This is a genomic window from Labrenzia sp. VG12 (genome assembly GCF_002237595.1).
Lineage (GTDB): Bacteria > Pseudomonadota > Alphaproteobacteria > Rhizobiales > Stappiaceae > Roseibium.
In genome coordinates this window covers 3095305-3107452 of the sequence record NZ_CP022529.1, presented here as the reverse complement: position 1 = coordinate 3107452, position 12148 = coordinate 3095305, and the positions used below count along the sequence as shown (strand labels likewise).

Below are 12148 nucleotides of genomic sequence, written 5' to 3'. Positions count from 1 at the left end.
GGAGCGTGTCTGTGCGAAAGAAGATCAGCTCTTTGTGCTCCGGCGACTGCCAACATGATTTCTTGCTCGCCTTGACACATCTCGCTTGCCGCACCGGTTTGCCGGTCACCCAATGGTTCGTGGCGCCGCACCGGCATTCCAGGGAAAGCAGGTGAAACACGGACCCAAAACCCTCGGAGCACTGATCATCTGTGCATGGCGTTCAACGCAATCCGGTTGCCTTCGCTATCCTCGATTTCTGCAACGAAGCCGGCGGTTCCGATATCTTTTTTGGCATAGAGTACGACGCTGCCTTCAGTCTGGGCGCGTCGCAAAACCTCATCGATATCGTCCACATCAAAATAGAGAATGCAGCCCGTTCGGGACGGCTTGTAAACATCACCTTTCACAAGCGCCCCGCTAGTGCCGGTGTGGTTGTCGTTGCGCGGAAAGAATGCCATTTCGTAACCATCGACGGTCTGATGGTCGAACTCAAAACCGAAGAGGCGTTGGTAGAACACGACGGCGCGATCCATGTCTGTCACAGGTATCTCGAAATGGAGTACCGGGTTTGCCATGCAAGATCCTCGTTGAAAAGTCAGGCTCAGACGGCTTTCAGAGGGCCAGACGAACGGTTGATCGGCAGCGGTGCTCGCAATGCAGAGCATGCACTTTCGCCTGAACCGGCGTCCTGCCATTGCCGGTTCTCTGGTTTTGGGTCCATATGCGTGCCTGAACCAACAAGGGCAATGAATCACCAGGGCAATATGGGGCACATACCTGAATCGAATATTCGCGGCATCCTCCTGATGGTGCTGGCCATGGGGTGCTTCGCTGTTGCCGATACCCTGATCAAGCTGGCCGCAGGCAGCGTGTCGCCGCCGCAAATCATGTTTCTGCTTCTGGCGGGCGGGTTGGTGATGTTCTCCATCATGGCCAAACTGCAGGGCGCGGGGCTGATGGACCGCCGCATCTTCGCGCCTGTCATGCTGGTTCGATATCTGTCTGAAGTCGTCGCGATGATCGGCATGGTGCAGGCCCTTGCGCTTGTGCCGCTCTCCATGGTCGGGGCGATCATTCAGGCGACACCATTGCTGGTCGCTCTTGGAGCCGTTGTGTTTCTGGGCGAAACGGTGAGCTGGCGCCGCTGGAGCACGATCCTTCTTGGTTTTGTCGGGGTGTTGATGATCGTGCAGCCGGGAGCGGACGGATTTGAGGCCGCTTCCCTTTGGGCGGTTGTGTCGATGATCGGACTGGCGGTTCGTGATCTGACCACCCGGATGACCCCGGCCGACATGGCCTCCACAAGTCTTGCCGCCTATACGGCAGCAGCATCGCTGCCTTTTGCCGTGGCATGGATTGTCATGGATGGAGACAGCTTGCTGCCGCCGGAAGCGGACTGGCTGCTCCTGGGAATGATGATCCTGCTGGGGTCGACAGGGTATTTCCTGCTCACCGCATCCATTCGCACAACCAGCCTGTCCGTCGTCTCTCCGTTTCGCTACGCGCGACTGCTCTTCATGCTGATCCTGGGCGCCGTCGTGTTCGGCGAACGCCCCGGCGCGCCGATGCTTGCCGGGGCCGCGCTCATTGTGCTGTCCGGCCTTTACATGATGTGGCGCGAACGCGTCGCAAACCGTCAGGCCGGGCCGGCGCACGAGCAGGGCTGAGGTCGCGCGACGGCATTACCAGGGGACTGTCGCCTGCGATGAGAACCGAGCCCATCGCCGGTCTGAACCTGCTCCGGTTTCGATCAAACAACTGCGGACGGCCCGGATCAGACCATCTGCCCGATGCGCCACGCTTTAAAAGAGGCCGGTCCGTTCTCTGACACGGTCACTCAGCGGGCGCGGCCTGCAGCGATCCGGCGCTTGTTCCGCGGTGTGTTTCGTACGGCACCTGCGGGGTCCAGGACCTGAGCCGCAAGGCGTTGCCGAGCACGAAAACGGAACTTAGAGCCATCGCCCCCGCCGCGAAGACCGGCGACAGGAGAAGGCCGAAAGCCGGATAAAGGACCCCGGCAGCGATGGGAACCAGCGCAGTATTGTAGGCAAAGGCCCAGAACAGGTTCTGCTTGATGTTGCGGATGGTTGCCCTGGAAAGGGCAATGGCGTTCGGTACACCGGAAAGCGAACCGGAAACAAGAATGACTTCAGCCGCTTCGATCGCCACATCGGTTCCTGTCCCGATCGCGAGCCCGACATCGGCTTCGGCGAGTGCCGGAGCATCGTTGATCCCGTCACCGACAAATGCAACATGCCCGTGCTTTTCCTTCAGTGCTTTGACGGCGTCCACCTTTCCGGCCGGCAGGACTTCGGAAACGACCTCGTCGATGCCAAGATGCCGGGCAATCGCATTTGCCGTTCCGTTGTTGTCGCCGGTGATCATCGCAATCTTCAGACCAAGCGCGTGCAACGCCTCTATCGCTGCCGGGGTGGTCGCCTTGACGGGATCGGACACTGCGACGATGGCTGCAAGTTTGCCGTCGATGGCGGCATAGAGCGGGGACTTCCCTTCCTCGGCGAAGCGCGCGGCGATGTCCCGGAATACAGAAACATCCTGTCCGAGCGAGCTCATGTACCGGTCCGCGCCGATCTCCACCTTGCGCCCGCCCGCCCTTGCGACAACACCCATGCCGGTGACGCTTTCAAAATCGGCCGCCTCCGGCAGCTGGAGGTTCTGCTCGTGCGCTGCCGCGACAATTGCCTGCGCAATCGGATGTTCCGACTTTGCTTCGACAGCTGCTACATGGGCCAGAACGTCTGAAACGTCGAAGCCGTTCGTTACTTCAAGGTCCGTCAGGCTGGGGGCGCCTTCCGTCAGCGTGCCGGTCTTGTCCAGGGCGACGACCCGCACCTCTTTCAGGACCTGCAGTGCATCGCCCCTTCGAAACAGGACACCCATCTCCGCTCCGCGTCCGGTGCCGACCATGATGGATGTCGGTGTGGCAAGACCCATCGCACAGGGACAGGCGATGATCAGAACCGCAACCGCATTCACAAGGCTGAAGGTGAGTGCAGGCTCCGGACCGAAAATGAACCAGACACCGAAGGTCAACAGCGCCAGCGTCATGACGGCGGGCACAAAATATCTGGTCACGGTGTCGACCATGGCCTGAATGGGCAGTTTCCCGCCCTGTGCCTCTTCCACCAGCCGGATGATCTGGGCGAGCATCGTTTCGTCCCCGACCGCAGTGGTGCGGAAAACGAGGCTTCCCGTCTGATTGACCGTTCCGCCGATAACGGTGGCGCCTGCTTCCTTGGCGACTGGAACCGGCTCTCCGGTGATCATGCTCTCGTCGACATAGGTGGATCCTTCGATCACTTCACCATCGACAGGCAGTTTCTCGCCGGGACGCACTTCGATAATGTCGCCCGGAACAACGCTGGTGACATCCACTTCGATGGTGTCACCGTCGCGTCGGACACGAGCCGTTTTGGGTGCAATTTTCAAAAGCCGCTGGATCGCCTCCGAGGTTCGGCCCTTTGCACGCGCTTCCATCCAGCGTCCGAGCAGGATCAGCGTCACGATGACGGCCGCCGCCTCGTAGTAGACATTCACCGTCCCCTGAGGCAGCAGGCCCGGGGCAAAGGTCGCCACGACCGAAAACGCATAAGCTGCCGCCGTGCCCACTGCAACGAGGCTGTTCATGTCGGGCGTGCCTTTGAAAAGGGCCGGGAAGCCCTGGCTGTAAAAGGATCTGCCGGGGCCGATCAGGACGGCACTGGTAAGTGCAAACTGGATCAGCCAGCTTGTCTGGGTTCCTATGGTCTGCGCAATCAGGTGGTGAACGCCGGGGATCAGGTGGCTGCCCATCTCAAGCAGAAACACCGGCAAGGTGAGAAGGCCGGCCACAATCACGCGCGTCTTGAGATGGCGTGCTTCTTCGTCCCGTCTCAGGGCCGCTTCTTCCCGGGCGGTGTCTTTTTGCCCAGCCGACCGTGCGGTCTTGCCGGTTTCAGCGACGGCGGCGATCAGTGCCTTGACGTCTGCCTGTCCCTTCACCAGAGCGCTTTCCGTGGCGAGATTGACGTTCGCTTCCGTAACACCGGGAACGGCGAGCAATGCCTGTTCAACCCGTCCGACACAGCTCGCGCATGTCATGCCTTCGATCGCAAGATGCGTGGTTTGCGTCGGCACCTTGTACCCCAGACCTTCAATGGCACTGACGACGGCATCCGGTTTGACGGCCTTGTCAAACTGTATGTCTGCGCGTTCGGTTGCAAGGTTTACGCTGGCCGCGACCACGCCGTCGACACTCTTCAGAGCGTTTTCGACGCGGCCGACGCAAGAGGCGCAATGCATGCCTTCTATTGGCAATGACAAGTTGTTTTGAGTTCTGGAACCGGCAGTCATGCCCGCCACTCTCCGCTGGGAATGTTGATCTTCGTCGTGGAGATAGTGCTTCCAGTCGCTGGAGGGTCAAGATGCGGTTTTCTACTGATCCACCCTGGAGGCAGGCAAAGTTTTGCAACCAGGCTGAGGGCATTTGAATGCCTGGGCCCCCGGGGTGCGCAGGTTCTGCGGAGTTGCCATCAACGCGGTGCAGGCACTCGCGCGCAGACAAAAAAGCTCCCTCTCCCGGGTGGGGAAAGGGAGCCTGAGTTGAAAGGCTGCTAGCCTGTCAGTCGATGACCGCGCCTTCTTCGTCTTTCTTCATGTGCTTCATCCGCGCCTTCAGGACACGACCGAAGATAATCGGCAGGAGAAAGCCGATGACGGCCAGCGCCCACAGCGTGATGGACAGGGGGCTGTCGATCAGCGTCCACCAGTTGCCGTTGTCGATGGTGATCGCCCTGCGCAGGTTGTTTTCCATGGCATTGCCGAGCAGCGTTCCGAGGATGATCGGCACCAGCGGCACGTCCAGCTTTCTCAGGATCCAGCCCATGATGCCGAAGCCGATCATGACGAGCAGGTCGAAGGACGAACCGGAAATGCCGTAGATGCCGACAAAGCTGACCATGGCGACGATTGGCATCAGGATGCGCGGCGGGATTAAAAGCACCCGCGTGAACAGGCCGATCATCGGAATGTTCATGGCAAGCAGCATCAAGTTGGCGATGAACAGCGCCGCGATCAGGCCCCAGACCACGTCCGGCTGCTGGGTGAAGAGCAGTGGGCCCGGCGTGATGTTGAGCGCCAGCAGAACTGCGAGTAGGACGGCCGTCGTACCGGAGCCCGGTACACCGAGCGCGAGCATCGGCACCAGTGCACCGCCGGCAGCCGCATTGTTACCGGCCTCGGGGGCAGCGACACCGCGCGGATCACCGGTGCCGAAGGTCTTCTCCTTGTCGACCAGGCGTTTTTCCATCGTGTAGGAAATGAAGGATCCGAGCGACGCGCCGGCGCCGGGCAGAACGCCGGCAATGAAGCCGAGGAAGCTGGTGCGCAACATGGTTGGTGTGCAGGACTTGATCACCGACCAGTTGGGCATCAGCCGACCGACGGAGACCTTGTGACCGGAGCCGTCTGCAGAGCCGTGGCGATGCTCCAGGAAGATGAAGACTTCCGACAGCGCGAACAGGCCGACAATGGCAACCAGGAAGTCGATGCCGTCATAAAGATGCACTTCGCCAAAGGTGAAACGTGGCACGCCGGTCTGGGTGTCGACGCCGATGGTGGCAAGGCCGATGCCGAGCGCGGCGGCGAAGGCGGTTTTGGCCTGGTTGGTCGAGGCAACGCCGCCGAGTGTGGCGAAGGCCAGGGTAAACAGGGCGAAATATTCCGCCGGGCCGAACAGGAGCGCGATCTTGACCAGCTGCGGTGCCAGCAGGATCAGACCCCAGGTCGCCAGGAATGCGCCGACGAAAGAGGCGATGCCGGACAGCGCAAGGGCCTCGCCGGCCCGGCCCTTTTGGGCCATTGGATAGCCGTCCAGACAAGTCATCATGGCCGGTTCGTCACCTGGAATATTCAGCAGGATCGACGAGATACGGCCGCCATACATGGCCCCGTAATAGACCGAGGTCAGAAGGATCAGGGCTGGTGTCGCGCCGAGACCGAGCGTGAAGGCGAGCGGGATCAGGATGGCGACGCCATTGGAGGGCCCGAGACCCGGCAGCGCGCCCATCATGGTGCCGAGGAAGCAGCCGAGCAGCGCCAGCAGCAGGTTCTGCCAGGTCAGCGCGATGGCGAAGCCGTCGGCAAGGGAAGCAAGGGTTTCCATGAAATCTGCTCCTTAAAAGCCGAAGGGGCCCCTGGCCAGCGACAGGCCAAGAACGAGGTGGAAGACGGCATAGATGCCGACCGAAGTCGCGCAGCCGGAAACAACCGACGACAGCGGCCGGGTGCCGAGGCGCCAGGTGAGATAGGTTGCCGCCAGCGCGGTGGCGATGACAAAGCCAAGCTCAGGCAGAAAAATCGCGTAGAGGATCATCACGATGATGGCTGCGCCCACTTCCATGAAACGCATGAAGGACGGCCATTCCGGTGCCTTGTCCGGCTTTGCGATGATGACCAGGGAAGACAGTCCGAGAACGGCTGCCATGATGAGGGGGAACGCTTTCGGCCCGACGGCGTCGGACAGGAAGCTTTCTTCGATATTGAGAGCGGCCCAGGCATATCCGAGTGCGAGGAGAAGCCCGACCACTCCAAAGACGCGGTCGCTCATGAGGGTACCTTCCTGCAGGCGGGCCAGCCCCTGGCGGCCCTCTGCGCGGGATTGAGGATAAAGAAAAGGGGCACAGTGAAGTGTGCCCCTAAAGTTGGGATGTGGCCCGTTTTATTTGATGATGCCGATCTCTTTGGAGATGTCCTGGATCTGCTGAACGGAGTTGCCGACGAATTCCTGGAAGGCTGCGCCCTGCAGGTCGAGCGGTGCCAGACCATTGGCGGCCATGATGCCTTTCCACTCTTCGCTGGCATAAAGGTCGGCGATTGCAGCCACCCAGGCGTCGTAGGCTTCGTCAGACATGTCACCTGGTGCGTAGAACCCGCGCCAGTTGGCGCCGATGGCATCGATGCCCTGTTCCTTGGCGGTCGGGAAGTCGGCGAACTCGCCCGGCAGGCGGTCCGGTGCCAAGACGGCAATCACCTTGATGTCGCCGCTGTCGACAAAGCCCTTGGCTTCGGAGATGTCGCCGGTGAAGGCCTGGACGCTGTCGGCCAGAAGCTGGGTCACGGCTTCACCGCCACCGTCAAAGGCGATGTATTTGACCGAGCGCACATCGTCGATACCGTAGGCGTTGGCCGCGATCAGGACTTTCAGGTGGTCCCAGCCACCGACCGCGGAACCACCGGCCACGGACACAGAGCTCGGATCGGTCTTGATCTTCTCAAGCAGCTCGGGAAGCGTGTTGATCTCGCTGTTTGCGGCCACGGCGATCACGCCATAGTCGGCACCGATGGTGGCGAGCCAGCGCACCTGGTCCATGGTGTTGCCCGGATAGGCACCCTGGGCAAGGCGGGTTGCGGTCGCCGAGGACGCTGCCACGATGAGGTCGTTGTCATCTCCGCGCTTGTTGACCACTTCGGCGAAAGCCACACCGCCGCCGCCGCCGGCGAGGTTGACGACCTGCATGGTCTTGTCGAGCAGTTTCAGGTCCTGAAGAGTCTTGCCGACCTGGCGGCAGGTGAAGTCCCAGCCACCGCCCGGGTTGGCCGGGGCGATGCATTCCGGGTTCTCCGGCTTGAAATCAGCGGCGGAGACGCCGAACGCGGAAGCGCCAAGGAAGGCTGCCGCCAGCAGAAGGCGGGTCGATTTGAATGCCATGTTGTCTTTCCTCCAAAATCTCCGGGCTGTTTGTCAGCCCTTGGTATCCGTTGTGCCGCTGGCCGCGGGTCCTCCCAACGGATGTGAACCCAGCGTAACGCCGAACCCTGTCACCAACCTGTCAAACCCTGTCAGATCGCTTGCATGTGGCAAATGGGCGATGCAATGCTTGGTGCCGGGAGGACAAAGTCAGTGCGTTTGCTGCTGGTTGAAGACACGTTTGACATGGCCGAGGCGATCATGATCCGGCTGGAACGGTCCGGTGTTGCCTGTGACCTGGCCAAGACGCTGGAGGAGGCGCGGGACTGTGTTGAGGTCCAGCGCTATGACGTGATCGTTCTGGATATCAATCTGCCCGACGGGCTCGGCACCGAACTCCTGAAGGAGTTGCGGAGCCGGGGTGACCGGACACCCGTCCTGATGCTGACGGCGGAGTTTTCGGTCGACAACCGGGTGTCGTCGCTGGATTCGGGCGCGGACGATTACCTGGTCAAACCGTTTGATTATCGCGAACTGGAGGCGCGCATCCGGGCGCTCTACCGGCGTGAGCTGGCAGACAAGGCGGAAGAATTCCGGATCGGCAATCTCACCTTCAATGCTTCTGCGCGGCTGGTGCGGCGGGATGACAGCCCGATCAGCCTGACCCGGCGCGAGTTCTCGCTGCTGGAGATCCTGATCCACAATCGCGGCAAGACCGTCAGCAAGGAGCGCCTGTTTGAAGGCGTATTCAGTTTTCAGGACACGGATGTCAGCATGAATGCGCTCGAGCTCTATATTGCCCGGCTGCGCAAGAAACTGTCGGGGTGCTCGGTCCGGATCGAGACCCAGAGAGGGCTTGGCTACAAGCTGGACGCCGATGACTGACCTGCTGCGCCGGCTGTCCACGTTGTCTCTGACCGCCCGTGTGGCCCTCGGCATTGCCTTTCTGTTGATCTTCGGCGGCGTGATCGTTTCCATCGCCGCCTTTGCCTATGGCCGGGAGGCTGCCCGCACGGCCTACGATCGCTTGCTTCTGGGCGCGGCCACCGACATTGCCTCGGCCATCACGGTGCTGGATGGACGGCCGGAAATCGAACTGCCGGTCTCCGCATTCGAATTGCTGGCGCTGGCGCCGGACGACCGGATTGGCTATCGCATCATCGGCCCGGACGGCGAGACGCTCACAGGTTATGACGAGCTGGTGGTTCCTGCCGGGCGCAAACCGTTGAACGAAGGCTTTTTCGACGGAAATTTCTTTGACGAACCCGCCCGTTTTGCCGTCGTCTCCCGCCGTTTTGCCGAACGAACCTTGAATGGCACGATCAAGGTCGTGGTTGGCCAGACGCTGCTGGCCCGCGATGCGATGGCCTATGAAATCACCCGGAATGCGCTTTACGTTCTGGCGGCATCCGGTCTTGCGATGATCCTCCTGTCGGTGGTCGTTGTGCGTTCGGTGCTGAAACCGCTTGAAACCATCGCCGGAGGCCTGTCGCGGCGAGACCCGCATGACCTGACGCCGCTCGACACCTCCGTTCCCCGCGAGACGCAGGTCATGATCAGCGCACTCAATGGCTTCATGGCCCGGCTCGATCGGCAGATGAATTCCATGCGTCACCTAATTTCCGACACGGCCCACCAGTTGCGCACACCGGTGGCCGCGCTCAGGGCACAGGCGGATCTTTTCGAGGACGAGGCCGATCTGGGCCGCAAGGAAAAGATCGTTGAACGCATCCAGACCCGGTCGGCGAGCCTTGGCCGGCTGCTCGACCAGATGCTGGCCCAGGCACTGGTGATCCACCGGGGTGACAGTGCCCGCCGGGAAGCGGTGGACATGCGCGACATCGCGCTCGATGTGTTCGAAGATGGTGACCATGTGGTGCTCAGTCCCGAGTTCGACGTTCAACTGGAAATCGGCGAGCGGCCGGTCATCGTGATGGCGGACGAACCCTCATTGAGAGAAGCGCTGAAAAATCTGCTCAACAATGCGGTCAAATATGGCGCGTCGCCGGTCCGGGTCGGCGCGACACAAACAGAAAAGTGCGCGGCGATCTGGGTCGAAGACAGTGGTCAGGGGCCAGTGGACGAGGTGCTGGCGGAGCTCGGCAACAGGTTCAACAAGGGCACGCTGTCCCGGCAGGCGAGCTCGGGCCTTGGACTGGCGATTGCCCATTCCGTTGCCGTTTCCTTTGGTGGTGAGCTCAAGCTGGAGCGCACAGAGCGCGGCACGTTCCGCGCGTCGCTCGAGTTCGAGGCGGCACCGGAGTGGACGTCATGAGTGGGCGCAACGCCTTCCGGCTGATGCTCCTTTGGGCGTTCCTTATCTGGACTGCGGGCGTCGTCCAGGCCCAGGAGATGATCCGCGTGTTTGGTGCGGCAGCTCCGGCCGAGGTCTTCGTGCTGCGCTCGACCACCGATATCTCGGTCTTCGGCCCTGTGGTCGAACGGTTCCTTGAGACCCGGCCGGATCTGCAGGTCCGGTACGAGCAATGGGGGTCAAACGGGCTCTACAGCCTCAGCCGCCAGGATTGCCGGGAGAAACGGCCGGGGGCCGATGTCGTGATCAGCTCCGGGGTGCACCAGATGGTGAAACTGGTCAACGAGGCCTGCGCCTGGTCCTATTCGTCGCGGTTGACGGCGGAGCTTCCGGCGGCGCTCAGGTGGCGTAACGAACTCTGGGGCATTACCCGGGAGCCGGCGGTGATGGTCTTCAACCGGGACCTGGTTCCGGCAGCCGATATCCCGCAGACCCGCTTCGACCTGCTCGACCTGTTGCGGCCGGCCGACACGCCATATGCGGGGCGGGTGGCCACCTATGACATCGAACAATCCGGGCTGGGCTATCTTTTCGCCTTTGCCGACGCCCGGGAAGCGACCACCTTCGGCGCCTTGCAGGAATCGCTCGGACGATCGGGCGCCGTTTCGACCTGCTGTTCTGCCGACATCATCCGTAGCGTGGCTGAAGGCAAATACCTTGTGGCCTATAACGTGCTGGGCTCCTATGCCCAGGGATACCAGCGACAAGACGACCGCATCGGCATTGTCTTGCCGTCCGATTACACGCTGGTGCTGTCGCGGGCGTTGATGATTCCGAAGGATGCCGTCAACAAGGCTGCCGCGGAGCAGTTCCTCGACTTTCTGCTGTCGCCGGACGGCATCACCGCGCTGCAGGAGACACTGCTGATCAGCCCGCTTCTGGAAACCGAAGATGGCAATGCAGGCGAAGCCGTCAGCCCGACGGCCTTGCGCCCGATCGGACTTTCGCCAGCCTTGATGGTGGCGCTCGATGCCCTGACACGGGAAACCTTCCTGCGGCGCTGGCGGGAGACATTTCCAGGGCCGTGACGGGTTGCTCAGTCCGCCAGGGCGTGTGGGTCAGGGCACCCCGACCGGCAGCGTGAAGGTCCAGCTCTTCTTTCCAGCGGCGGCCGGTATTGGCGGGAACGGAGCGGCGCTGCGGACAGCTTTCAGAACCGCCTGGTCGAAGGGCTTCGATCCGGAGGACCGGGCCAGTCGCACAGCAGATACGGAGCCATTCCGGGCGACGGTGAACCTGACCACCGCGTCCTGCCGCGCCTTGCGTCCGCTGCGCGGTTTTCGCACGGCCCGAAGCAGTTTTCGATGCACCTTGGCCGGATAGTTGGTGACGTCGGAATTGCCGGCCGACGTCCGGGTTCCCTTTTTTTGCGAGCCACCCTTCTGGGTGGTTTGCGCCGATTTGCCACCAGCCCCGGACCGGGTGTTGGCTTTCGCCTTCTGCGCTTCTTTCTCTGGTTTCTTGGATGCGGTCCGGGTTTTGGTGACTGGTGTCCGCCTCGGCGGCGCCGGCTTGACCGGAGGTGGCGGCACAGCTTCTGTTTCGGTTCTTGCCGACTGTTGCGGGGAAACAGCGGCAGCCACTTTTTGAACGGTCGTGGGCGCGGCCTTCTGATCGCTAACGGCGACCGCTTTGGTTGTCCTGTTTTCAACTCTGACCGCTTCGCTCGGCTGAAGCGCTGCCTGTGCCTCCTTGAGGTTTTCGGGCTGTTTAGCAGAAGTGGTTGGCACAGAAGAGGCCGGCTGGGTGGCGGGCCTCGCCTTCTCGGGAAAGGCCAGCCCGGCAACGTTTGTCGCTTTCAACGGTGCGACTTGACGGCTGGATGGAAGGGGCGTTGTCACAGGCACGCTTGCCGGCACAACCGGCTTGGACGGCGTGGGTTGAACCGGCTGCTGCGGATCAGCGTCGGGAGGCAGGGCCCTTTGCAGCTTTTCCGGTAAACTCGGCTGCTCAATCGGATTTGGCGGTACCGGCTCGGCACGGGCAACGGCTGCGGTTGTTCCGGCAAGGACCGTATTAAAAGGCGATTGCCCGAGAACGGCATGGCTGACAGGACCGCCGCCCTCGACTTCCAGAGCGGGCCGTTTGGTCAGGGTCAGAGCCGCAGCCCCGGCATGGATCAGGGCGGACAGGACCAGTGCAAAAAGGATAAATCTGCGGGACAA

The 12148-nt window shown here is 61.7% G+C and carries 10 protein-coding genes; 4 read left to right on the top strand and 6 right to left on the bottom strand.

Features of this window, described 5'->3' with window-relative positions:
- Positions 1–185 precede the first annotated feature (185 nt).
- A complete protein-coding gene (locus CHH27_RS27710) occupies positions 186–647 on the bottom strand; it encodes a VOC family protein (RefSeq protein ID WP_198338221.1) in 462 nt (153 codons plus the stop codon).
- A 99-nt stretch (positions 648–746) separates the two neighbouring features.
- Here CHH27_RS27710 and CHH27_RS14425 point away from each other — a divergent pair, with 99 nt between their 5' ends.
- A complete protein-coding gene (locus CHH27_RS14425) occupies positions 747–1649 on the top strand; it encodes a DMT family transporter (protein ID WP_198338220.1) in 903 nt (300 codons plus the stop codon).
- 166 nt (positions 1650–1815) lie between these two features.
- Here CHH27_RS14425 and CHH27_RS14420 read toward each other — a convergent pair whose 3' ends face one another.
- The 4 genes from CHH27_RS14420 to CHH27_RS14405 form a co-directional block, all read right to left on the bottom strand.
- A complete protein-coding gene (locus CHH27_RS14420; RefSeq protein WP_094072214.1) occupies positions 1816–4335 on the bottom strand; it encodes a heavy metal translocating P-type ATPase in 2520 nt (839 codons plus the stop codon).
- Between the two features lie 268 nt (positions 4336–4603).
- Positions 4604–6145, bottom strand: coding sequence for a tripartite tricarboxylate transporter permease (locus CHH27_RS14415; RefSeq protein ID WP_094072213.1), 1542 nt, complete (start codon positions 6143–6145; stop codon positions 4604–4606).
- A 12-nt stretch (positions 6146–6157) separates the two neighbouring features.
- The gene (locus CHH27_RS14410; RefSeq protein WP_094072212.1) at positions 6158–6589 is read right to left on the bottom strand and encodes a tripartite tricarboxylate transporter TctB family protein; all 432 of its coding nucleotides are present in this window, start codon (positions 6587–6589) and stop codon (positions 6158–6160) included.
- A 111-nt stretch (positions 6590–6700) separates the two neighbouring features.
- Positions 6701–7690, bottom strand: coding sequence for a tripartite tricarboxylate transporter substrate binding protein (locus CHH27_RS14405; protein WP_094072211.1), 990 nt, complete (start codon positions 7688–7690; stop codon positions 6701–6703).
- Positions 7691–7882: 192 nt separating this feature from the next.
- Here CHH27_RS14405 and CHH27_RS14400 point away from each other — a divergent pair, with 192 nt between their 5' ends.
- The 3 genes from CHH27_RS14400 to CHH27_RS14390 are packed head-to-tail and all read left to right on the top strand — an operon-like array spanning position 7883 to position 11011.
- Entirely contained in the window at positions 7883–8554 is a 672-nt protein-coding gene (locus tag CHH27_RS14400; RefSeq protein ID WP_208988221.1) for a response regulator transcription factor, read from the top strand.
- Positions 8547–9944, top strand: a complete 1398-nt coding sequence (locus CHH27_RS14395; RefSeq protein ID WP_094072210.1) for a sensor histidine kinase — start codon at positions 8547–8549, stop codon at positions 9942–9944. Before CHH27_RS14400 ends, CHH27_RS14395 begins: the two co-directional genes overlap by 8 nt.
- Entirely contained in the window at positions 9941–11011 is a 1071-nt protein-coding gene (locus CHH27_RS14390) for an ABC transporter substrate-binding protein (protein WP_247646106.1), read from the top strand. Before CHH27_RS14395 ends, CHH27_RS14390 begins: the two co-directional genes overlap by 4 nt.
- A 30-nt stretch (positions 11012–11041) precedes the next feature.
- Here the strand turns inward: CHH27_RS14390 and CHH27_RS14385 are convergent, their stop codons facing one another.
- Positions 11042–12148, bottom strand: a complete 1107-nt coding sequence (locus CHH27_RS14385) for a TonB family protein (RefSeq protein ID WP_157738932.1) — start codon at positions 12146–12148, stop codon at positions 11042–11044.

Coding starts and splice junctions, on each gene's coding strand:
- CHH27_RS14410 (WP_094072212.1), bottom strand. CDS start 6,589: ATGAGCGACCGCGTCTTTGGAGTGGTCGGGCTTCTCCTCGCACTCGGA.
- CHH27_RS27710 (WP_198338221.1), bottom strand. CDS start 647: ATGCTCTGCATTGCGAGCACCGCTGCCGATCAACCGTTCGTCTGGCCC.
- CHH27_RS14420 (WP_094072214.1), bottom strand. CDS start 4,335: ATGACTGCCGGTTCCAGAACTCAAAACAACTTGTCATTGCCAATAGAA.
- CHH27_RS14395 (WP_094072210.1), top strand. CDS start 8,547: ATGACTGACCTGCTGCGCCGGCTGTCCACGTTGTCTCTGACCGCCCGT.
- CHH27_RS14390 (WP_247646106.1), top strand. CDS start 9,941: ATGAGTGGGCGCAACGCCTTCCGGCTGATGCTCCTTTGGGCGTTCCTT.
- CHH27_RS14425 (WP_198338220.1), top strand. CDS start 747: ATGGGGCACATACCTGAATCGAATATTCGCGGCATCCTCCTGATGGTG.
- CHH27_RS14405 (WP_094072211.1), bottom strand. CDS start 7,690: ATGGCATTCAAATCGACCCGCCTTCTGCTGGCGGCAGCCTTCCTTGGC.
- CHH27_RS14415 (WP_094072213.1), bottom strand. CDS start 6,145: ATGGAAACCCTTGCTTCCCTTGCCGACGGCTTCGCCATCGCGCTGACC.